Origin of the sequence: Pseudomonas sp. AM4(2022), assembly GCF_036346515.1 — a bacterium.
In the GTDB taxonomy this organism is placed as follows: Bacteria; Pseudomonadota; Gammaproteobacteria; order Pseudomonadales; family Pseudomonadaceae; genus Aquipseudomonas; species Aquipseudomonas paracarnis.
Map to the genome: position 1 here is coordinate 488,778 of NZ_JAOTNW010000001.1, position 19,343 is coordinate 508,120.

The following is a 19,343-nucleotide window of genomic DNA, read 5'->3' on the forward strand; positions in this document are numbered from 1 at the left end:
AAAACTTAACGACGCCGCGTTTATTCAGGAAGCACGCGTTATCGTTGACGTTTTTCGCGAGCAAGCTCGCTCCTACCATCAGGGCAACACCGTCCAGATGGCAAACCCGGCATACCACAGCACCGCCGCACGCAGCAGCAGTTCCCACAGGCGATCCAGGCTGTTGATGCCATCGGCCCCCACCACTGGCGGAGGAATTTCCGCGGCAGCCAGGCCGACTTTTTCCATCAGTTGGGCAGCGCTGATGTCCCAGCTCAGCAGTTCGTGGAGCATCACCCGGCTGACCCCGACGAAATTGCCCACTAAGGCAAAGCTGGCCGCCAGCAGGCGTACCGGCAACCAGTCAAACGCGTGGCGCAATTGCGTGGCGCGCTCGGCCACCAAGGGGTTCTGGCTGTTTTCGCTGGCCAGCGCCAACAGGCGGTACGCCAGGGCGGCCACCGGGCCCAGCAGGAAATACCAGAAAATCACCGCGAAAAAGCTTTGATACGCCTGCCACAGCAGGTAGCCCTGGACACGCTCCAGCAGTTGCTCACCACTGTCGGCGCCAAGCTTGAGGTCGCGTTCGGCCACATGCTCGGCCGCTTGCAGGTCACCGCGCCGCCAGGCATCGCGAAACGGCCCCAGCCCTGCCAATAGATCGCCACGGCCCAGGCTGTAGATCACCACCAGCAAGTGCACCGGCAATGCCAACAGGCCATAGGCCACCGGCTCCAGGACCAGCAACAACAACGCCAGCAACGCCACCGGCAGCAGCACCAATACCAGCAGGATCAACCAGGGCCGCTTGCCCATGCGCGGGCTCGATTCCAGCTTGGCCAGCTCACGCAGCCATCCACCGTCGCGCTGCAACCGCAGGCGCAAGGCCGAGAACTTCTCGATCCATACCGCCAGCACCAACACCAGGAAACTCATCGTTCGTGTCCTCCATCCTGCAGGGCGCTGCGAAAGCGCATCCAATCAAAAGCGGGGCCCGGGTCGGTCTTGCGCCCCGGAGCGATGTCGCTGTGACCACAAATACGTTGGCGGGTGATATCTGGGTATGCGGCCAGCAGTTGGCGTGTCAGGTCGATCAGCGCCGCATACTGGGAATTGGTAAACGGTAGGTCATCCGTGCCTTCCAGCTCGATTCCCAGAGAAAAATCGTTGCAGACCTCGCGCCCCTCAAAGACAGAAATACCGGCATGCCAGGCCCGATCACGGCACGAAACAAATTGCGTCACAGTGCCGTCACGTTCAATCAGAAAATGCGCAGACACCCGTAGGCTGGCAATCCCTTCAAAGTAGGGATGTTCTGATATATCCAGGCGGTTCTGGAAAAACTCCTGCACCTTGCCGGTGTTGAACTGCGCCGGGGGCAAACTGATGTTATGCACCACCAACAGCGAGATTTCGCCTTCAGGGCGCTCGTTGAAGTTGGGCGAAGGGCAATGACGAATGCCCTGGCACCAACCGCTGGCGGGGTCCAACTGCATACAGGCTCCTTGAGTGAGACGAGGTGTGACCAGTATGCCGCGTTCCACCCTGCGGTTGCGATCACTTGCCGCGATTGAGTTGCCGCAGGTCGCCCACCACGGCGGCCAGCGCACGTTCGAACAGCGGGCCATCGTCCAAGGTGTGCAGGGCGGCCTGCTTGAACGCCAGGGCTAACTGGCCCGCGCTTTTCTCCAGCACCTTGAGGCCCGCTCGGCTGACAAAAATATAGGTATCGGCGGGCGGCATGATTGCGGTCAACTTGCAGCGCAGGTTACCGGCTTCATTTTGCTGCAACGCTACCCAGTCACCGACTCGCAACTGCTGGGCCTTGAGCAGGTCGGGGTCATCAGAGGTTAATGGTTCGTCGGCAGCCGGCGGGCCAGCCCACAGGGCAAAAGGCTCACGGACTTCCACCAGCACCTCGCTGTCGAGCGGCTCGACATGCATGGCCTGCAACCGCAGGAAAAACTCGCGAGTACTGAACGGATCGAACGCCGCACCGGCCAACCCGCCACGCAATGCCTTGAGCAGCCCAGGTAATTGCTCAAGCAAACGCCGGCCCGCTTCGGTGTCTTCACGCAGGCCCACGCTCCAGACCAACTCATCCAGGGTACGCAGCGACGTTTGCCATTGCAGCGATTGTTCACCGTGCTTGAGAACGGCCACTAACAGCACTTGGCTCCAGGCCTGCTGCACAAATTGCAGCACCGATTGCGGCAAGGTTTTGCCCGCGAGCCGCCGATTGAGCACCTGCGCGACACGCTGGCGCGCCACCTCGATATGCAGGCGCTCTTGCTCGACGTCACGGGTATGTCGCTCAAGTTGCTCGCTGCGCGTGCGCTCTTGAGCTGTAAACGCACTGAACGTGGTGAGCAGCGAGGTGAAAATCGCCGGGTCCTCGACGAACTCATTCAACAAACGCTGTACCAGTTGCTCGATACACAGGTAGAGGTTTTCCCGTGGGTGGTCATGGGGCGGGCTCCAGCCGATGACGGCGCTCGCGATGTCATTGAGCAAGCGCCGCGCCGGATGCTCCGCGCAACTGAACAGGCTCTTGTCCAGCACCGCCACTTTCAGCAGCGGGATCTGCAAGCGAGCGATCAGCGCCTTGAAAGCGTCCGGCACACTGCTGTCATCGAGCATGAACTCGAACAGCATGGCGACCAGATTGATCACATCTTCGTCTGCTTCCTCTAATACCCGCGACTTGCCACTTTTGACACTGACCCGGGTGAGCAACTGCTCCAGCTGGTTGCGCAGGTCGAAATCGTCCTCGCTCTCCGGCTCCGGTACATACTGTTGCAAATGCGACAGCAGCCGCAGCAGATCGCGGGTGGCAATGGGTTGCGGTTCGGCACTGGCTTCAAGGGTCGGAGCCACGCTGCCACGCACGGCTACCAGCAACTTCTGCAAGGCGCTGAACGCTTGCTGGCCGCTTTTATCCAGCGGCGGGTCGGCCAGCGCTTGGCTGGTGCAATGCTGGTGCTCCCGGGCCGCACGCCCGCCGGCTCGACGGGACGGCACCGCCTTGAGTTCCGGCAATACGCCAGTGGCGATCAGTAATTGGTTGGCCTCGCCATACAACAGGTCGGCGTCACTGAGCACGTATTTCTCAAACAGCTTGAGCATGACCAGCTTGACGCGGATTTCCACCCCCAGGCTGCGCCCTGCTTGCAGGAAAAACTCGCACAGCCGCGCCGGACCCAAGGGGTTTTCAGGATCATCCAGGCGCCTGCCGAGCAGTTCACTCATGCGCGCGCTCAATTGCCCCAGGGCCAAGCCATCACGATGCCGAACCCGACCGAGCATCGCCTCCAGGGCCACGGCTTTTTCCACGTCATCCGCGCTGGTGCCGGGTACCGCCTCATAAGACACCACCGGCACCAGGTGTGCCCCGCTGCACCGGGCCTGGCCCAGGTTGGCGAACGCCACGAACAGCTGCTCCATGAACACGCGCTCGAAGTTCTTGCGCTTGAGGCGCAGGTCGCGCATGGCCTCGAAAAAAATATGATGGTCGACGGTGCTACGGGCCTTTTCGGCCATTTCGAACAGGGTGTCGTCGGCGTTATCGAACAGTTCCTGCAACCCCTGTTGCAGCTGTTGTGCAGCCTTGTCACGCACCTGCAGCAACACCACCGGCAGGCGCGCGAGCGGCGATGGCGTGGCCTGTGCCCTGTTGATAGGCACCACCTTCCCGTCATTGTGCATCCTGGCCTCCTGAAACGGCGGTTTTGAGGGGTGGAAGACGGGCACAGGCCCGGCAGGCACTGCAAACATCCCGTTCACCACCAAGACGTCAAAGCTATGACGCCAATTGCAAGGCGCGAGATTATCTTGCAAACGAGGGCAGTTGCGCCAGCCCACTCTGACTTTGTGCAGTAAATGAGTGGCGAGCCTGGGTTAGAACGCATGCTGGCCCTATAATCGAGGCACTTTGTTTGTGGAGCCTGTTATGCCGAACCTCCGTCTTGCCGACCTCACCGCCGAAATCGAAGCCAACGTGCGCCGCGCACTGCTGGAAGACATCGGCAGTGGTGACATCACCGCGCAGTTGATCCCGGCCGAACGGCTGGCCAAGGCCACGATCATTACCCGTGAGGCGGCTGTTATCGCCGGCACGGCGTGGGTGGATGCAGTGTTTCGTCAACTGGACCCACGGGTTGCCGTGCACTGGCAGGTGGCTGACGGTGAACGGGTGAGCCCCAACCAGGCGTTGTTCCACCTTGAGGGCCCTGCCCGCTCGCTGCTCAGTGGTGAACGTTGCGCGTTGAATTTTCTGCAATTGCTGTCAGGGGTTGCGACCCGTGCGCAATTTTTGGCGGACTTTGTCGCCAGCACCCAGGTCAAGCTGCTGGACACCCGCAAGACATTGCCGGGCCTGCGCTTGGCGCAAAAATATGCGGTGACCTGCGGCGGTTGCCACAACCACCGTATCGGGCTGTATGACGCGTTCCTGATCAAGGAAAACCACATCGCCGCCTGCGGTGGTATTGCCCAAGCGATCACCGCCGCCCACAAGATCGCCCCGGGCAAGCCGGTGGAAATCGAAGTGGAAAGCCTGGAGGAATTGCGCGAAGCCCTGGCGGCGGGTGCCGACATCATCATGCTGGATGAACTGAGCCTGGAAGACATGCGCGAAGCCGTGCGCCTGAACGCAGGCAAGGCCAAGCTGGAAGCCAGCGGCGGGATCAATGAAACCACCTTGCTGCCTATCGCTGAAACCGGCGTGGACTACATCTCCATCGGTGCGATGACCAAGGATGTGAAAGCGGTGGACCTGTCGATGCGCCTGAGTATCTAAGAAACCATGCAGGGCCGGGCGATTGTGGCGAAGGAGCTTGCTCCCGCTGGAGTGCGCAGTGCTCCCAAACCGTTCATCGACGTACACCTGATGTATTTCGATCACCCAATTTGGGGCTGCTTCGCAGCCCAGCGGGAGCAAGCTCCCTCGCCACAACAAGCCCGCCGTGCTTAGACGACGAGGTTATTCATCTCGCAGTACTCGTCCCAATCGACACCCAGCACTTCGGCGGCCTCTTTGTGCAAGGCCAACCGCGCGGCTTCGAACTCTTCGGGTGTCGAGGTGTACTTGAGGGTCAGCTCCCAAGGCTGGTAGCCCTGGCTCTCGGCCTCATCTTCAAATGCCCACTGAATCTGGTCGCGCTGATCGTCGGCACTCAGGTCCTTGATCTCTTCTTTAAGCTGCGGCGACTCCTCGAGATATTTTTCGAGAGCTGCTTGGTGCCGAACTTCCTGGGTCATTTCAGTCGTGGTCATGTTGTTCTCTTAGATCGAGGAATGGGGATGCATCTGGGTCTTCAAGGTTGGGCAGATACAAAAGAGCGGGCGCAAATGCCCGGCTCACCTGGCCTTCAGAACCATTCTGGGATCATCTGAAAACATTGCCGTTGAAACAGTGGTGCCTGTGGTGCCCGAGACAGGAATCGAACCTGCGACCTTCGCGTTACGAGTGCGCTGCTCTACCGGCTGAGCTACACGGGCGGTGGGCTAAAGCTAGCACTGCATTGGGCATGCAGCAACTTGCTCGCTCACCGCCCGGCGACTGTCACGCGCCGTGGGCGCCGCAGCCCTTGGCAGCGTATTGCGGCTCTACCGTGGTGGCACAGCTCCAGCCGGTGGTGGCGCTACGGGTCAAGGTGATGGTCTTGCCGAGCACGGGCGCGGGCGCATCGAGGATTTCACAACGCAGGGTACCGGCGCCCGAGGCCACATCGCCTGTCACTTCGATGGTGCAGTTGGCGGTAGGGCTTGTGCCCCCGATGAGGGCCAGGGTCGGCACGGTACCTTGGTTGATAGCGTCCTCGTAGCCAGCCTTTAGAGCGCTGATTTCAGCCAACCCCGCCGTGAACTTGGCCTTGGCCTGGTGCTTGGTGTACATGGGCAGACCGATGGTGGCCAAAATGCCGATGATTGCCACGACAATCAATAACTCGATCAAGGTAAAACCTTTTTGACGCATCTCTTTCACTCTCCAGAATAGAACCATGACAAGGCGCGTCCTGCGCCCCGCAGTGTGCAACGGCGTCAGTGTACTCATCCCCACGCAGTCCATGGCCTGCAAGACGCACAATCTGACATTTTATCGCTCAGCGCCAGCCTGCCCGCATCCGCCATCTGACTAAGCTATAAATTCTTCACGACCTGGGTGCGCCAACCTCACATGAACGACACGTCGACAATTTATGCCTGGGAAGGCATCAACCGCAAAGGGCGCCGGGTTTCCGGACAAATCGCCGGCCATAACCTTGCGCTGATCAAGGTACAACTGCGCCAGCAAGGGATCTGCCCTGAGCGTGTGCGCAAGAAAACTTGCGCACTACCGGCCTTCAAGGCGCGAATAACGCCTGTGGGTATCGCCCTGTTCACTCGCCAGTTGGCCACCTTGCTCAAAGCCGGCATCCCACTGCTGCAAGCCTTCGACATCATCAGCGAAGGCGTCGAAAAACCACAACTGCGAGAACTGGTGAAGGCGTTGAAACAGCACATTGCCAGCGGACACTCCTTGGCCGCTGCCCTGCGCCAATATCCCCGTTACTTCGATGAGCTGTATTGCAATCTGGTGGCAGCTGGCGAAATGGCTGGCGCCCTGGAAACCTTGCTCGAGCGCGTGGCGATTCATTTGGAAAAAAGCCAACGGCTCAAAACCAGGATCAAGAAAGCCATGACCTACCCTGTCGCGGTACTCGTGATTGCCACAGGGGTGAGCACAGTGCTGTTGATTCACGTTGTGCCGCAGTTCCAGAACCTGTTCGCCGGGGTCAACGGCCAATTGCCGGGGTTTACTCTGGGAGTCATTGCACTGTCAGAACTGTTGCAACAAGCGTGGTGGATGCTGGCGCTGGGCGTGGGCGCCATAATGGTCGCTGGGCATCATGCCTATCGAACTTACCCGGGGTTTCGCCATTGGTGGGCGGCGGGTTTGTTGAAAGTGCCCGTGGCAGGCAAACTGCTGCACAAATCTGCGGTTGCTCGCTACGCTCGCACACTTTCCACCACCTTTGCGGCTGGCGTCCCTCTGGTACAGGCATTGGGTTCGGTGGCCGGCGCCGTCGGCAATGGCCCCTTCAAACAGGCAATCGAACGTATGCGCCACGATGTATCCACAGGCATGCAGTTGAATCAATCGATGCATAACAGCGGCCTGTTCCCAGGCATGGCGATCCAGATGACCGCAATCGGGGAGGAGTCCGGCACCCTGGACCGCATGCTGGAAAAAGTCGCGAACCACTACGAGTCAGACGTGGATACTTTGGTCGACAACCTCACCAGCCTGATGGAGCCGCTGATCATGGTTGTACTGGGAGGCATTGTCGGAGCGCTGGTAGTCGCCATGTATCTGCCGGTGTTCCAATTGGGGACGGCATTTTGAGCCTGCTGCTGAGCGAACATCCCTGGGCATTTGCGGGCCTGGCGCTGGTGTTGGGCCTGATCGTCGGCAGCTTCCTCAATGTGCTGGCATGGCGCCTGCCCAAAATGCTCGAGCGGGAATGGCGTGCCCAGGCCCATGAGATTCTCGACTTGCCAGCCGAGCCCGGTGGGCCGGCCTATAACCTGATGCGTCCGAACTCCTGCTGCCCGCGCTGCAATCAACCGATTCGGCCTTGGGAAAATATCCCGGTGCTCAGCTACCTGCTGCTCCGGGGGCGTTGTGCCCACTGCCGCGAGCCCATCGGCCTGCGTTACCCCCTCACCGAACTCGCGTGCGCGCTGATCTCAACCGCTGTCGCCTGGCACTTCGGCTTCGGCTGGCAAGCCGGCGCGGTGATGCTGTTGAGTTGGGGCTTGCTGGGCATGAGCCTGATTGATCTGGACCACCAACTGCTGCCGGATGTGCTGGTGCTGCCGCTGCTATGGCTGGGGCTGATCCTCAACAGTGCTGACCTGCTGACGCCCCTGCCCGATGCAGTGTGGGGCGCGGTCATCGGCTACATGAGCTTGTGGTGCCTGTTCTGGCTGTTCAAGCTGGCCACCGGCAAAGACGGCATGGGCCATGGCGACTTCAAGTTATTGGCCTTGCTGGGAGCCTGGGGCGGCTGGCAGATTCTGCCGATGACCCTGCTGATGGCCTCACTGTTGGGCGTGTTTGTCGGGCTGATCCTGCTGCGTTTGCGTAAGGCCCAGGTGTCAGCGCCGATGCCGTTTGGCCCCTGCCTGGCAATTGCCGGCTGGATTGCATTGCTCTGGGGTGGTCAAATAACCGACTTCTATTTGCAGTCTGTCGGTTTCAGATGACCACTTCTGTTGCAACACCCTGGATTCTTGGGCTCACGGGCGGCATTGGCAGCGGCAAAAGTGCTGCGGCCGAGCACTTTATCAAGCTGGGCATCGACCTGGTGGATGCCGATCACGCCGCGCGCTGGGTCGTCGAACCTGGCCGCCCGGCCCTGGCACGCATCGCCGAACACTTCGGCAGCGACGTGCTGCAAGCCGACGGCCAACTGGACCGTGCCGCGCTGCGCAAACTGATCTTTGAGGCCCCGCAAGAGCGCCTGTGGCTGGAAGCCTTGCTGCACCCGCTGATCGCCGAGGAAATTCGCAGCCACCTGGCACGCGCCCAATCGCCCTACGCGATCCTGGTGTCGCCGCTGCTGATCGAGTCCGGGCAGTACAGCATGACCCAGCGCATCCTGGTGATCGACGTGCCGCAATCGCTGCAGATTCAGCGTACCCTGCAGCGCGACGGCATCAGCGAACAACAGGTGCAGGCAATTCTCAAGGCCCAGTCCAGCCGCGAAGACCGCCTGAACCATGCCGATGACGTGCTGGTCAACGATAAGGACCTCGCCTGGCTGCACGGCGAGGTCGAGCGACTGCACCACTTTTACCTTACTTTGCGTGGAGGCCGATCATGAGCCAACCCTTGACCGTCGACTGCCCAACCTGCGGTGCACCCGTGGAATGGAAAGCGACCAACCTCAACCGGCCGTTCTGCTCGGACCGTTGCAAGCTTATCGACCTGGGTGCCTGGGCCGCTGAAGAACACAAGATTCCCGTGGCCCCGGACGCCGAAGATGAACTGTTTTCCGAAGACCTGCCGCCGCGCCACTAAGGCCGCATAAAGGCATATTCCTGCTGGTCGTCGAGGTTTTCTGCAAGGTATTGCAACTCGTCGGCCAGGTCTTCAAAGCTGCGTACACCCTTGCTTTGCTGCACCACTGCGCTGAGCATGGCGCGCAAGGTCAAACCGGGGTCAAACCCGATTTCCTGCGCTGCATCCTGGCTTCTGCGCAACTCCTGCCGTGCCCATTCATACACACTCATGATTCATGCTCCTGAAAATTTTGCCGAGCATGGACCTGCGCCGCTGCCTGGCATTTGACCTGGATCAACGCCGCGAATCGTCGTCCTTCCACGGCGCCGAGAGGTAGCGAGTACGGTTGAAGGTCTCCAGCCATTCCGGGCAAAACACCACCAGCGCGCTGATGACCATGCCGTTGATAAAGGCTTCGGGAAAGATGATCAGCCACAGGTAACCGACAAAATCCTCCAGCCATTCAGGCATCGCAAAAAGGCCGTCGAACCACAGCAGGCCCAGGCCGGCCAACAGGCACAGCAATGCCGAGAGTGCGGCCGCAAAAAAGCCCGAACAGAAGATATACACAAAGGGGTTTCGCGGCTGAGCCCGCTCTACCAACAGCGCGCACCCTTCGGTGACCAACACCGGCAGCACGATCAGGAGCAGGCCATTGACGCCAAGCGCGGCCAGATCCTCGCGCCCCAACAGCATCAAGCCAAGCTGGGCGGCAAAGCCACCGACGATTGCCAGCGGCCAATCCAGCAGCAAGGTCACGGCGGTCATGCCGATAAAGTGGTAGGACACGCCAGTATCGAAATCCCGCCGCACCAACCACAGCATGAACAGCGCGAACACCGTGCCGAACAGCAAGTGCTGGCGCCGACGGTCGGCAAACAGCTCCAGGCATGGCGAGCGCAGGATCGCCCACATCAGCACGGGCGCATACACCAGCCAGCCGATACCGAGGGTCTGGGGTGCCAGAACCGCTGCGCTGATCACGGATGCTCTGCCTTTACAAAAAAACTCATCACACACCTCGTCCCTGGCCTGTTTCACGTGAGCATTCTACACCCGCGTTTTAAGGCAAGACTTCCTGTGGTCATCATTTGAACGCTAAGCTGCCACTATGGATGACTCAGATTATTTGCGCCTGCTCACCGTAGCAGCCGAACAAGCCAATGCGTTTCTGTCCAATGCCCGCAAGTGGGAGCGTGAGCGTTGGGTCTGCCAGCGCCTGCTGCAAGGCTTGAACGTGCCCTACCGCGTCGAAGAGTTTCACGCTGCGGGCCAGGAGCCGCCCGACGTGTTGTTTCGTGACGCCAGCTTCGAGGTCTTTTTTGTGCTGGACGAGGGCCGACGCCTGAACGACGAGTGGCGTGATGAGCTGCTGCGCAGGCGCAGTGCTTTTTCCTTGAGCCAGCTGGTACGGCGCGAAGCCAAGCCACGGCGAATCCCCGCCCATGAATTCCTGCTGCGCCTGGCCCCCACATTGCGTAAAAAGGCCCACAACTACAAAGAGCGCGGCATGGACCTGGGGGAGTTGGACTTGATTGCGTTTACCAGCCTAAAGCGCGAAGTGCTGGACCTCAACAGCCATTTTCCGCCGCCGACCGAATACCTGCGCCAGGGCTGGCGCTCGCTTTCACTGGTGGGGCCGACCTTCGCCCGGGTGCTGTTTGCACATCCCGACGCGCCGGACTTCTTGCGCAACAACCTGGGGCGCAGCATAGTGTTTGATGTCGGCATCAGCCTTTGATGCCCTGGCTGTAACGTGGCGCCCCTTTGCAACGTCTACCTGACGAGGCCTTTATGACCAGCCGCCTGAAACCCGATGACCAAGAGCGTGTCGAAGAGTACCTGCGACTTTCCCAGAACAGAGTCGAGCGCAAGCCTTTCCGGCCGTGGCTGCTCCTCTGCGTGGTGCTGGTAGTGGTCATCGGGCTCGGTGCGCTGAGCCGCCTATTGAGTTACCTGACGCTATGAGCCGCCTGGCGCTCGCGAGAGTAACTGCTCCGATTTCTTTTAGCCTTGCGAGATATCCCCATGACCCATCGTATTATTATCGTCGGCGGCGGTGCCGGCGGCCTGGAGTTGGCTACCCGCCTGGGTAAGACCCTGGGCAAGCGTGGCAAGGCCAGCATCACGCTGGTCGACACTAACCTGACCCACATCTGGAAGCCGTTACTGCACGAAGTCGCCGCCGGCTCACTGAACTCATCTGAAGACGAACTCAACTATGTTGCCCAAGCGAAATGGAACCACTTCGAGTTCCAGCTAGGGCGCATGAGCGGGCTTGATCGTGAGCAGAAGAAAATCCAGCTGGCCGCCACCCTCGACGAAGAAGGCCGCGAACTGGTGCCTGCCCGGGTGCTGGGCTACGACAGCCTGGTGATTGCGGTAGGCAGCACTACCAACGACTTCGGCACTGAAGGCGCAGCGCAACATTGCCTGTTCCTCGACACCCGCAAGCAGGCCGAGCGCTTCCACCAGCAATTGCTCAACCACTACCTGCGCGCCCATGCCGGGCAGACCGACGCCGTTGAACAGATCAGCGTCGCCATCGTGGGCGCCGGTGCCACCGGGGTCGAGCTGGCCGCCGAGCTGCATAACGCTGCCCATGAGCTGGCTGCCTATGGCCTGGACCGTATCAAGCCGGAAAACATGCATATCACCCTGATCGAAGCCGGCCCGCGGGTATTGCCTGCACTGCCGGAGCGGATCGGTGGGCCAGTGCACAAGACCCTGGAAAAACTAGGGGTGACCGTACTGACCAACTCGGCGGTCAGTGAAGTGACCGCCGATGCCTTGATCACCAGCAGCGGCCAGGTGATTCCGGCCAGCCTGAAAGTATGGGCGGCCGGTATCCGCGCGCCCGGTTTCCTCAAGGACATCGATGGCCTGGAAACCAACCGCATCAACCAGCTGCAAGTCCTGCAAACACTGCAAACCACCCGCGACGAAAATATCTTCGCCTTTGGTGATTGCGCCGCCTGCCCGCAGCCGGGCACCGACCGCAATGTGCCGCCACGGGCCCAAGCGGCTCACCAACAGGCCTCATTGCTCGCCAAGTCGCTGAAGCTGCGAATTGAAGGCAAGGAACTGCCGACCTACAAGTACACCGACTACGGTTCGCTGATCTCGCTGTCGCGCTTTTCCGCGGTGGGTAACTTGATGGGCAATTTGACGGGCAGTGTGATGCTGGAAGGCTGGCTGGCGCGGATGTTCTACGTGTCGCTGTACCGGATGCACCAGATGGCGCTGTATGGGTTCTTCCGCACGGCGATGCTGATGCTGGGCAGCAAGATCGGCCGCGGCACCGAGCCACGCCTTAAATTGCATTAACAACCTGGTCTCGAAGGAGACCTGGTAAATGTGGGAGCCCGCTCCCACATTTGTTTTGCGGAGAATTCAGGATTCGCGCACACAAAAAAAATCCCCGTATCTTTCGATACGAGGATTTTTAATATGGTCGGGGTAGGGGGATTCGAACTCCCGACATCCTGCTCCCAAAGCAGGCGCGCTACCGGACTGCGCTATACCCCGGTAATAAAAAGGCGACCTTTCAGTCGCCTTCTTCGATCAGCGCTTTTGGCCTCTGATCTTAAGATTCGATCCCAGCGTTAACTGGTCTCAAAAATGGTGGGTCGTGTGGGATTCGAACCTACGACCAATTGGTTAAAAGACAATTGGTTTAGTGCTTCAGAGCCCAGGATCGTGTTCGCTACACATAGCTGTTTCCGTGGCCTCGCAGCCTCTAATGAACCCACATTAGAGGCTCCAAACCATGAAAATCTCTGCGGTCGTTTCGACCAAAGGCGGCGTAGGCAAAACCACCATCGAGGCCAACCTCGGCGCTTTTTGTGCGGATGCAGGGCTGCGCGTGCTCCTCATCGACCTAGATCCTGCACAGCCCTCACTCTCCTCGTATTACCAATTGGTCGATGAAGCTCAGGGCGGCATCTACGACCTGCTGGCATTCAATATCACCGAATCAGCCAAGATCATATCCAGCACAGCGATTCCAAACCTGTCGCTTGTCATTTCCAACGACATCAACAACCAACTGAACAGCCTGCTCCTGCAAGCACCTGACGGGCGGTTGCGACTCGCCAACCTGATGCCGGCGTTCAAAGACCATTTCGACCTGGTACTAATTGACACCCAAGGCGCCAGATCGGCCATGCTCGAAATGGTGGTCCTAGCCTCTGATTTGGTCATCTCTCCGCTTCCGCCCAATATGCTCGCTGCTCGGGAGTTCAGCCGGGGAACCATGCAGATGTTGGACGGCCTGCGCGCCTATGGGCGCCTGGGCATGAAAATCCCTCCCGTGCGGATCGTCGTCAACAATCTCGACCAAACCACTGACGCGCAAATGATCGAGCAGTCGGTACGGGAAATTTTCCAGGACAATGACGAAATCAACGTTCTGGATAGCGTCGTCCCCAGCGCAGTGGTGTTTCGTAGCGGTTCTTCACTGGGCGTCCCAGTACATCGCCTGGAATACAGACAGCCTTCAAACCGAATATCTCCGGCAGCCCTAGTCGTCATCCGCCGTTTGGCCATTGAGCTTTTCCCAGAATGGCGTGACCGCTTCGAGGCCATGACCGAGGAAAAGGTAGCCAACTTGGTGAGGGAGGGTCGTTGAAATGGCGAAGCCCTCCATTACCGACGCCCGCAGTATTACTGCAGATCTCATCCTAGAGGTTGGCAAGTACTACAGCGCTCAGCAATTGCGCAGCTTGCAAGCCAAGCTCAGTGGAACCGCACGAGAAATCAGAGCCCTGACAAGCGGTTGCCATCTGCCCGGTCGGATTGGCGCCCAGTTGAGCGTTGAACAGATTCAGCTTTTGCAAGACGCAGCGAAGCTAATCGAGTCAGTGAACTCGAACATAAAGCACGCGAAGGAAAAGCGCGGCCGCGACGAAAGCCAAGCCAAACAGCGTCAGCAAGGGCGATATGCCGAAGCCAAACGTCTGGTAGCTGAAACATATCTAGAACCTTTTGCTCCTGAGTCAACGGCTTTGGACCCTCTCCTAGATATTCTTAAAACAGCGCTGACGCTCAACCGCGCAGATGTTTTCAGGAATGGTTATTCACCTAGGGAGTTCAATCTCAGACTCCGTGATTACCTGTCGCCTGCCAGAACTCGAAAGCTTATTGGCTGGACCAGCCCAAGTGCCTTTTGGATAAGCACGGTTCTCTCTCTGCGTAATGACGTTGTGCAAACTGTTGAGCAAGAGATTGCTTACGACGATGGCTCAAGTGTTCAAGACCGTCTTGACGCCTTGAAACAGAAGGTTGCGAACTGTCTTGCCCGGACTCACCTCTCTGCTGATGAGGAAGAAACACTTCGCCTGTGGTCAGAGGCGCTATCCCCCCGCCTTCAACAGGAAGGGGGCGAATGATGGACAAGCAAAAAGTCCTCAGCAAGGTCGCCAAACTCATGGCGCTGGCCAAATCGCAAGGCGCTGCCCCCAACGAAGTGGAAATTGCACTTCGCCAAGCGCGCCATTTGATGAAGCAGTACAACCTCGAACATACCGAAGTAGCAGCTCATGCCATCGAAGAAGCCAGTGTGGGTACCAAGACCCGGCGTGCGCCGCAGGATTGGCTGCACAACCTGGCCACAATCTGCTCTCAAGCCTTTGATTGCAGCCACTTGGCGTATTTTCATCCGCTGGCAGGTTGGTCCTTCAAGTTCTTGGGGAAAGGTATTTCGCCCGAGCTGTCCGCTCACACCTACTCAACGCTGCATCACCAACTCGTCGCTGCCCGTCGAGCTCATGTTGCTCTGCAGAAGCGCTGCCAACTGAAAACAAAACGTCACCGTGGCCAACTCTTTGCCGAGGGTTGGCTGAATGCCGTCGCCTCAAAAGTAACCCAGTTTGCAGACGGGGTAGACGAAACCACTGTGCAGGAGATCCAGGCCTATCTGGAATTGCACCACCCCAACCTCAAGCAATTCATTATCAAACCTATCGAAGCCAAAGGTCATGACACCCGCTCTTTGCAAGCGGGATGGGACCAGGGCAAGCATGCCAGGCTGCATCGTGGTGTTGGACAGCAGTCGCAAGGATCCCTTGGGCATGGGGGGAGCCAATGAGAACTCATTCGCTTTCACCTTTGGCCATGGCGGCGCTGGAACAAGCCAGATCCCAACTTGGGCTTACCCCGGTTCACAAACACCATGTTTGGAGTGAGGCAGAAGAGCGCACGCTCATTGCCCGTTATCCCGATGAACCGACTCAGGTCCTAGCCGCCGAATTGGGGCTCAGCGTCTATCAGGTCTATGCCAAAGCCAAACGGCTGGGTTTGAGCAAAAGTACCGAGTTTCTTCGCAGTAGTCTCTGTGGCCGGCTTGACGGCAAGTTGGGCGCTGAATTCCGCTTTCCCAAGGGTTTTGTCCCGTGGAATAAGGGCCTCAAGGGGCTCCCCTCCTCTGGCCGCATGACTCAAACGCAGTTTAAGGCGGGGAATAAACCAGGGAACTGGCTCCCTGTTGGGAGCCTGCGCACGACTCCTGACGGCTATCAGCAGAAGAAAATCACCGATACAGGTTATCCACCCGTTGACTGGAAAGCGGTGCACGTACTGCTCTGGGAGGAGCATCACGGACCAGTCCCTTTAAACATGTGCGTGTGCTTCAAGGACGGCAACAAGGCCCATATAGCCCTGAATAACCTGGAGTTGCTGACGAGGGCAGAACGCATGCGTCGTAACACCATTCATCGGTATCCGGAAGAGCTGAAATCCGCAATACGCGCTATCGGCAAACTCAAACGCACCATCCGGGAGGTTGAAAATGAAGAACAAGATTGAAGATCTACGTAATCACCTGTTCGTCGCGATCGAGAGCCTCCTGGACCCGGAAAAACCAATGGAAATTGAACGGGCTAAAGCGGTAGCGGAGGTTGCTCAGGTCATGATCAATTCAGCGAAGGTTGAAGTCGACATGGTCAAAGCCCTGGGGGCACGCAACGGGAGTGGTTTTCTTCAGATAGGTCAGGAGTCAGGGAAATGAATCACCTTGACCTATCACCGCCCTACTCCGTAGAGGCTGAACAAGGTGTGTTAGGTGGGCTACTGCTCGACAACAACACCTGGGATCTCGTCGCGGACAAACTGGATGCCTCTGATTTTTTTCGACACGACCATCGGTTGCTGTTCCGGACAATGGCAAGCCTTGCTGACAAGTCGATTCCGTTCGATATCGTCACCGTCCACAACGCGTTGGAGGAGCCAGACGAAGCCGGAGGGCTGAGCTATCTGGGCGAGCTGGCCAAAAATACGCCGTCTGTAGCCAACATCGAGCATTACGCATCCATCGTGCGTAATCGCTCTCGGCTCAGACAGCTCATGTCCCTTGGATACCAATGCTCTCGCGAGGCGACAGACCCATTGGCAAGTGCGGAAAATGTTCAAGAATCAATTGAACAGCAACTGTTCGCTCTGGGTGAGGGCAAGAGCGCAACGGAATTCGTCAATATCAACCAGTGCCTGACGAACGTCGTCGAACAAATAGACGAGCATTTCAACGGCAATATCACCGTGACCGGCCTGCCTTCAGGCCTGGAGGACCTGGACGAGCTGACGTCGGGTTTTCAAGAAGCCGACCTGATCATCCTCGGCGCGCGCCCGTCTATGGGGAAGACCTCTCTGGCCTTGAACTTCATAGATACGGCTCTGCAGGCAAAGCTTGATCGTACAGTTCAGGTTTTCAGCATGGAAATGCCGGCCAAAGCATTGATGTATCGATTGATGGGCATCCTAGGCCATATCGATCTGGGCAGGCTATTGAAGGGCAAGCTCGATGATGATGATTGGCCGAAGCTGACTGCAGCGGTTTCACGTATCAATGGCTATGGCGAGCGCCTGGTCATCGACGACTCATCAGCGCTCACGCCTGCAGTAATCAGAGCCAAATCTCGTCGAGCAGCTCGTCGCTTCGGGCACCCGAGCTTGATCCTGATTGATTACCTGCAGCTCATGCGCTGCCCAGGTCAGGAAAACAGGGCCAACGAGATCAGCGCTATATCCCAGTCCCTCAAGGCCCTGGCGAAAGAGATGAATTGCCCGGTGGTTGCGCTTTCCCAGCTCAACCGAGAACTGGAGCGACGGCCAAATAAGCGTCCGATCAACGCAGACCTGCGTGATAGCGGTGCGATTGAACAGGACGCGGACCTGATTATGTTCGTCTACCGGGACGAGGTGTACCACCCTCAGAGCGAACACAAAGGCATTGCAGAAATCATTCTCGGCAAGGCGCGTAACGGCCCAACTGGGACCGTAAGAACAGCCTTCATCGCCAATCAGACCCGGTTTGCCAACCTCAGTCCCAACGCCGGCTGGCAAGGGGCTCAACTATGAAAAAGCACACCTCAGCGATGAATACTCTCGTCCGCATCACTCACCGGTGCCTTCAATGCGATAGCCACCACCCGAAACATCAAGTGAATGGGGCTCCAGCCTTACCCGACGGTGAAGTGGACGAGCTTATTTGCCCTACTTGCAATAGCTATGACATCGAGGAGCTTCAGGAGGTGTCGGATGCACAGTAGCGTCGAGCTATTTCCTAGTATCCATGCCGGTGCGGTGTTCGAAGCCTCTGCCGTGGCTCACGCCCATAAATCTGGGATCAACCCAGTGGAGCTCGACGCATTAGCTCAAGCGATCGGCCGCCTTGCTCGTGACCACACCACCGTGGTCCCAATGAGCATGCGTGAGGATCTGTTGGAGTTTGAGAAGCTCGGCTACGTCGAGCTGACCAACACGCCCAGCGCAACAATTACCGTTGAACTGCTCTGCGCGGGCGCCTTGCTATCCAGCTACTTCTGGTCGGTTTGGGTGCCCCGCTACCTCCAGTGCTGCTCGCTGAAAGTGGGCGTCATGTCTCACCTACAACACCCCGCGGAAGTTCAGCACTGCAGCGTGGTGTTCCGCGTGCCTGGAGCACGTGAGGCTACGCGTCACTTTTTGCATGAGCTCGGTACCAAGTTTCCTGGCGACCAGGCTGAAATCATCGCGATCCAGGCCGGTAACGTTCTGGAAGACAGGGATGCAGAGCTATGACCACCAATCTCCTACGCGGAAAAAGCGAGAGCCTTCGTGTACTCGTGAAGTTTGCTGAAGCGAATGGCTGGACGGTGTCTCGCACTCAAGGTGGCCACATCAAGTTCACGAAGTCTGGCCTTGGATCGATTTACACCTCATCAACCGCAAGCGATTACCGCTCAGGCCTCAATGCCAAAGCCCGTATTCGTCGTGCTGATCGAGCTCAAACCATACATTCGCAGGAGGCAATCTAATGCCTATCCGTCATTGCATCGTCCACCTGATCGACAAAAAACCCGATGGCACACCAGCTGTTCTCCAGGTACGCGATTCGGAGCTATCCGAATCGGTCGCCATTGGGGACATGCTTGCCAACCTCAACGAGAGCTATAACGCCAAACAAGGCAAGGCCTGGGGTTTTTTCCATGCCGAGTCCGGCGCGCACCCGTTTAGCGGCTGGTTAAAGCAGTACTTTGAAGGTGGCCAGGACTTCACCGCCTTCAGCCACACGGCGGTCGAGCATCTGCAAAAGCTGATGGAAGAATCCAACCTCTCCACCGGTGGCCACGTACTGCTTGCCCATTACCAGCAAGGCATGACCGACTACCTAACTGTCGCCCTGCTCCATCACAGTGAAGGCGTGGTGGTTACTGACGACCTGGACGTCACTCCTTCACGCCACCTGGACGTTGGCCAGTTGCACCTTGCGGCGCGTATCAACTTGTCCGAGTGGCAGAACAACAAGCAGTCCAAGCAGTACATCTCGTACATCAAAGGCAAGAACGGTAAGAAGATCTCGGGGTATTTCAGCGACTTCATTGGCTGCATGGAAGGCGTCGACGGCCCGGGCGAAACCCGCACCCTCCTCAAGGCGTTCAGCGACTTCGTTGAAAACGAAGACCTGCCAGACGAATCGGCCCGCGAGAAAACCAAGGCCCTGGTGGACTACGCCACCAGCCAGGCCAAGCTCGGTGAACCCATGGGCCTGGAGGAACTGTCGGGCTTGATCGATGAAGATCGTCCCAAGGCGTTCTACGACCATATCCGCAATAAGGACTACGGCCTGTCGCCGGAAATCCCCCTGGATAAACGCACTCTCAACCAATTCCGTCGGTTCACCGGCCGTGCCGAAGGCTTGTCCATCAGTTTTGAAACGCATCTGCTAGGGGACAAGATCGAGTACGACGAGGCGTCCAATTCATTAGTCATCAAGGGGTTACCTACCCAACTCACTGATCAGTTGAAACGTCGCTGAACACACTTTCTACCCTATGCATCG

The 19,343-nt window shown here is 58.4% G+C and carries 24 protein-coding genes and 2 tRNA genes; 17 read left to right on the top strand and 9 right to left on the bottom strand.

All coding sequences use genetic code 11. From position 1 onward, the window contains the following. Nucleotides 1–78 precede the first annotated feature (78 nt). The 3 genes from ampE to ODQ19_RS02155 all read right to left on the bottom strand — a co-directional run bounded on the left by ampE (nucleotide 79) and on the right by ODQ19_RS02155 (nucleotide 3,684). Nucleotides 79–915, bottom strand: coding sequence for a regulatory signaling modulator protein AmpE (gene ampE, locus ODQ19_RS02145; protein WP_014716879.1), 837 nt, complete (start codon nucleotides 913–915; stop codon nucleotides 79–81). Then, a complete protein-coding gene (ampD, locus tag ODQ19_RS02150) occupies nucleotides 912–1,475 on the bottom strand; it encodes a 1,6-anhydro-N-acetylmuramyl-L-alanine amidase AmpD (RefSeq protein WP_330209229.1) in 564 nt (187 codons plus the stop codon). Before ampD ends, ampE begins: the two co-directional genes overlap by 4 nt. 61 nt (nucleotides 1,476–1,536) lie before the next feature. Further along, nucleotides 1,537–3,684: a DUF1631 domain-containing protein gene (locus ODQ19_RS02155; protein ID WP_330209230.1), complete on the bottom strand. Its 2,148-nt coding sequence runs from the start codon at nucleotides 3,682–3,684 to the stop codon at nucleotides 1,537–1,539. Between the two features lie 244 nt (nucleotides 3,685–3,928). Here ODQ19_RS02155 and nadC point away from each other — a divergent pair, with 244 nt between their 5' ends. After that, the gene (gene nadC / locus ODQ19_RS02160) at nucleotides 3,929–4,777 is read left to right on the top strand and encodes a carboxylating nicotinate-nucleotide diphosphorylase (RefSeq protein ID WP_073523961.1); all 849 of its coding nucleotides are present in this window, start codon (nucleotides 3,929–3,931) and stop codon (nucleotides 4,775–4,777) included. 170 nt (nucleotides 4,778–4,947) lie between these two features. Here the strand turns inward: nadC and ODQ19_RS02165 are convergent, their stop codons facing one another. The 3 genes from ODQ19_RS02165 to ODQ19_RS02175 form a co-directional block, all read right to left on the bottom strand. Then, entirely contained in the window at nucleotides 4,948–5,253 is a 306-nt protein-coding gene (locus ODQ19_RS02165) for a DUF6388 family protein (RefSeq protein WP_330209231.1), read from the bottom strand. 149 nt (nucleotides 5,254–5,402) lie between these two features. Further along, nucleotides 5,403–5,478, bottom strand: a tRNA-Thr gene (locus tag ODQ19_RS02170). A gap of 64 nt (nucleotides 5,479–5,542) precedes the next feature. After that, nucleotides 5,543–5,956, bottom strand: a complete 414-nt coding sequence (locus ODQ19_RS02175; RefSeq protein WP_116668369.1) for a pilin — start codon at nucleotides 5,954–5,956, stop codon at nucleotides 5,543–5,545. A gap of 201 nt (nucleotides 5,957–6,157) precedes the next feature. Here ODQ19_RS02175 and ODQ19_RS02180 point away from each other — a divergent pair, with 201 nt between their 5' ends. From ODQ19_RS02180 to yacG, 4 genes are read left to right on the top strand one after another with little or no spacing between them, the layout of a single operon-like run. Then, nucleotides 6,158–7,366 (top strand): type II secretion system F family protein, encoded by a 1,209-nt coding sequence (locus ODQ19_RS02180; RefSeq protein ID WP_330209232.1) that lies wholly within the window; start codon nucleotides 6,158–6,160, stop codon nucleotides 7,364–7,366. Next, nucleotides 7,363–8,229 carry a prepilin peptidase gene (locus ODQ19_RS02185; RefSeq protein ID WP_330209233.1) on the top strand — a complete coding sequence of 289 codons (867 nt, stop codon included), beginning with the start codon at nucleotides 7,363–7,365 and terminating at the stop codon, nucleotides 8,227–8,229. The genes ODQ19_RS02180 and ODQ19_RS02185 overlap by 4 nt, the downstream gene beginning before the upstream one ends. Continuing rightward, nucleotides 8,226–8,849, top strand: coding sequence for a dephospho-CoA kinase (coaE, locus tag ODQ19_RS02190; protein ID WP_330209234.1), 624 nt, complete (start codon nucleotides 8,226–8,228; stop codon nucleotides 8,847–8,849). The genes ODQ19_RS02185 and coaE overlap by 4 nt, the downstream gene beginning before the upstream one ends. Continuing rightward, complete coding sequence (gene yacG / locus ODQ19_RS02195; RefSeq protein ID WP_003188437.1) at nucleotides 8,846–9,046, top strand: DNA gyrase inhibitor YacG; 201 nt, start codon at nucleotides 8,846–8,848, stop codon at nucleotides 9,044–9,046. The genes coaE and yacG overlap by 4 nt, the downstream gene beginning before the upstream one ends. Here yacG and ODQ19_RS02200 read toward each other — a convergent pair. Both ODQ19_RS02200 and ODQ19_RS02205 read right to left on the bottom strand, forming a co-directional pair. After that, nucleotides 9,043–9,258, bottom strand: a complete 216-nt coding sequence (locus ODQ19_RS02200) for a hypothetical protein (RefSeq protein ID WP_003171680.1) — start codon at nucleotides 9,256–9,258, stop codon at nucleotides 9,043–9,045. The two genes, yacG and ODQ19_RS02200, sit on opposite strands and share 4 nt — an antisense overlap. A gap of 64 nt (nucleotides 9,259–9,322) precedes the next feature. After that, nucleotides 9,323–10,012 carry an energy-coupling factor ABC transporter permease gene (locus ODQ19_RS02205; protein ID WP_330209235.1) on the bottom strand — a complete coding sequence of 230 codons (690 nt, stop codon included), beginning with the start codon at nucleotides 10,010–10,012 and terminating at the stop codon, nucleotides 9,323–9,325. A 127-nt stretch (nucleotides 10,013–10,139) separates the two neighbouring features. Between ODQ19_RS02205 and ODQ19_RS02210 the strand changes: the two genes are divergently transcribed. Genes ODQ19_RS02210 through ODQ19_RS02220 form a run of 3 tightly spaced genes read left to right on the top strand, consistent with a single transcriptional unit; the run spans nucleotide 10,140 to nucleotide 12,355 of the window. Further along, nucleotides 10,140–10,769, top strand: coding sequence for a DUF1780 domain-containing protein (locus ODQ19_RS02210; protein WP_003188431.1), 630 nt, complete (start codon nucleotides 10,140–10,142; stop codon nucleotides 10,767–10,769). Between the two features lie 53 nt (nucleotides 10,770–10,822). Beyond that, entirely contained in the window at nucleotides 10,823–10,996 is a 174-nt protein-coding gene (locus tag ODQ19_RS02215) for a DUF3094 family protein (protein WP_116668373.1), read from the top strand. Nucleotides 10,997–11,056: 60 nt separating this feature from the next. Further along, nucleotides 11,057–12,355: an NAD(P)/FAD-dependent oxidoreductase gene (locus tag ODQ19_RS02220; RefSeq protein WP_014716868.1), complete on the top strand. Its 1,299-nt coding sequence runs from the start codon at nucleotides 11,057–11,059 to the stop codon at nucleotides 12,353–12,355. A 124-nt stretch (nucleotides 12,356–12,479) separates the two neighbouring features. Here ODQ19_RS02220 and ODQ19_RS02225 read toward each other — a convergent pair. Then, nucleotides 12,480–12,556 (bottom strand) — tRNA-Pro (locus ODQ19_RS02225). Between the two features lie 241 nt (nucleotides 12,557–12,797). Here ODQ19_RS02225 and ODQ19_RS02230 point away from each other — a divergent pair. The 9 genes from ODQ19_RS02230 to yejK all read left to right on the top strand — a co-directional run bounded on the left by ODQ19_RS02230 (nucleotide 12,798) and on the right by yejK (nucleotide 19,319). After that, a complete protein-coding gene (locus tag ODQ19_RS02230; RefSeq protein WP_032877846.1) occupies nucleotides 12,798–13,658 on the top strand; it encodes a ParA family protein in 861 nt (286 codons plus the stop codon). A 1-nt stretch (nucleotide 13,659) separates the two neighbouring features. After that, entirely contained in the window at nucleotides 13,660–14,418 is a 759-nt protein-coding gene (locus tag ODQ19_RS02235; protein ID WP_169850551.1) for a hypothetical protein, read from the top strand. Beyond that, a complete protein-coding gene (locus tag ODQ19_RS02240; protein ID WP_372436543.1) occupies nucleotides 14,415–15,116 on the top strand; it encodes a DUF2786 domain-containing protein in 702 nt (233 codons plus the stop codon). The genes ODQ19_RS02235 and ODQ19_RS02240 overlap by 4 nt, the downstream gene beginning before the upstream one ends. Then, complete coding sequence (locus ODQ19_RS02245; RefSeq protein WP_198717404.1) at nucleotides 15,113–15,832, top strand: HNH endonuclease signature motif containing protein; 720 nt, start codon at nucleotides 15,113–15,115, stop codon at nucleotides 15,830–15,832. The genes ODQ19_RS02240 and ODQ19_RS02245 overlap by 4 nt, the downstream gene beginning before the upstream one ends. Further along, nucleotides 15,816–16,034 (top strand): hypothetical protein, encoded by a 219-nt coding sequence (locus ODQ19_RS02250; RefSeq protein ID WP_032877851.1) that lies wholly within the window; start codon nucleotides 15,816–15,818, stop codon nucleotides 16,032–16,034. Before ODQ19_RS02245 ends, ODQ19_RS02250 begins: the two co-directional genes overlap by 17 nt. Next, the gene (dnaB, locus tag ODQ19_RS02255; protein WP_169850549.1) at nucleotides 16,031–17,380 is read left to right on the top strand and encodes a replicative DNA helicase; all 1,350 of its coding nucleotides are present in this window, start codon (nucleotides 16,031–16,033) and stop codon (nucleotides 17,378–17,380) included. Before ODQ19_RS02250 ends, dnaB begins: the two co-directional genes overlap by 4 nt. A 180-nt stretch (nucleotides 17,381–17,560) precedes the next feature. Then, complete coding sequence (locus tag ODQ19_RS02260) at nucleotides 17,561–18,082, top strand: hypothetical protein (RefSeq protein WP_169850548.1); 522 nt, start codon at nucleotides 17,561–17,563, stop codon at nucleotides 18,080–18,082. Beyond that, nucleotides 18,079–18,318: a type II toxin-antitoxin system HicA family toxin gene (locus ODQ19_RS02265; protein ID WP_083216575.1), complete on the top strand. Its 240-nt coding sequence runs from the start codon at nucleotides 18,079–18,081 to the stop codon at nucleotides 18,316–18,318. The genes ODQ19_RS02260 and ODQ19_RS02265 overlap by 4 nt, the downstream gene beginning before the upstream one ends. Beyond that, complete coding sequence (gene yejK, locus ODQ19_RS02270; protein ID WP_169850547.1) at nucleotides 18,318–19,319, top strand: nucleoid-associated protein YejK; 1,002 nt, start codon at nucleotides 18,318–18,320, stop codon at nucleotides 19,317–19,319. Before ODQ19_RS02265 ends, yejK begins: the two co-directional genes overlap by 1 nt. Nucleotides 19,320–19,343: the final 24 nt, after the last annotated feature.

Coding starts and splice junctions, on each gene's coding strand:
- ampE (WP_014716879.1), bottom strand. CDS start 915: ATGAGTTTCCTGGTGTTGGTGCTGGCGGTATGGATCGAGAAGTTCTCG.
- ampD (WP_330209229.1), bottom strand. CDS start 1,475: ATGCAGTTGGACCCCGCCAGCGGTTGGTGCCAGGGCATTCGTCATTGC.
- ODQ19_RS02155 (WP_330209230.1), bottom strand. CDS start 3,684: ATGCACAATGACGGGAAGGTGGTGCCTATCAACAGGGCACAGGCCACG.
- nadC (WP_073523961.1), top strand. CDS start 3,929: ATGCCGAACCTCCGTCTTGCCGACCTCACCGCCGAAATCGAAGCCAAC.
- ODQ19_RS02165 (WP_330209231.1), bottom strand. CDS start 5,253: ATGACCACGACTGAAATGACCCAGGAAGTTCGGCACCAAGCAGCTCTC.
- ODQ19_RS02175 (WP_116668369.1), bottom strand. CDS start 5,956: ATGCGTCAAAAAGGTTTTACCTTGATCGAGTTATTGATTGTCGTGGCA.
- ODQ19_RS02180 (WP_330209232.1), top strand. CDS start 6,158: ATGAACGACACGTCGACAATTTATGCCTGGGAAGGCATCAACCGCAAA.
- coaE (WP_330209234.1), top strand. CDS start 8,226: ATGACCACTTCTGTTGCAACACCCTGGATTCTTGGGCTCACGGGCGGC.
- yacG (WP_003188437.1), top strand. CDS start 8,846: ATGAGCCAACCCTTGACCGTCGACTGCCCAACCTGCGGTGCACCCGTG.
- ODQ19_RS02200 (WP_003171680.1), bottom strand. CDS start 9,258: ATGAGTGTGTATGAATGGGCACGGCAGGAGTTGCGCAGAAGCCAGGAT.
- ODQ19_RS02210 (WP_003188431.1), top strand. CDS start 10,140: ATGGATGACTCAGATTATTTGCGCCTGCTCACCGTAGCAGCCGAACAA.
- ODQ19_RS02215 (WP_116668373.1), top strand. CDS start 10,823: ATGACCAGCCGCCTGAAACCCGATGACCAAGAGCGTGTCGAAGAGTAC.
- ODQ19_RS02220 (WP_014716868.1), top strand. CDS start 11,057: ATGACCCATCGTATTATTATCGTCGGCGGCGGTGCCGGCGGCCTGGAG.
- ODQ19_RS02230 (WP_032877846.1), top strand. CDS start 12,798: ATGAAAATCTCTGCGGTCGTTTCGACCAAAGGCGGCGTAGGCAAAACC.
- ODQ19_RS02235 (WP_169850551.1), top strand. CDS start 13,660: ATGGCGAAGCCCTCCATTACCGACGCCCGCAGTATTACTGCAGATCTC.
- ODQ19_RS02240 (WP_372436543.1), top strand. CDS start 14,415: ATGATGGACAAGCAAAAAGTCCTCAGCAAGGTCGCCAAACTCATGGCG.
- ODQ19_RS02245 (WP_198717404.1), top strand. CDS start 15,113: ATGAGAACTCATTCGCTTTCACCTTTGGCCATGGCGGCGCTGGAACAA.
- ODQ19_RS02250 (WP_032877851.1), top strand. CDS start 15,816: ATGAAGAACAAGATTGAAGATCTACGTAATCACCTGTTCGTCGCGATC.
- dnaB (WP_169850549.1), top strand. CDS start 16,031: ATGAATCACCTTGACCTATCACCGCCCTACTCCGTAGAGGCTGAACAA.
- ODQ19_RS02260 (WP_169850548.1), top strand. CDS start 17,561: ATGCACAGTAGCGTCGAGCTATTTCCTAGTATCCATGCCGGTGCGGTG.
- ODQ19_RS02265 (WP_083216575.1), top strand. CDS start 18,079: ATGACCACCAATCTCCTACGCGGAAAAAGCGAGAGCCTTCGTGTACTC.
- yejK (WP_169850547.1), top strand. CDS start 18,318: ATGCCTATCCGTCATTGCATCGTCCACCTGATCGACAAAAAACCCGAT.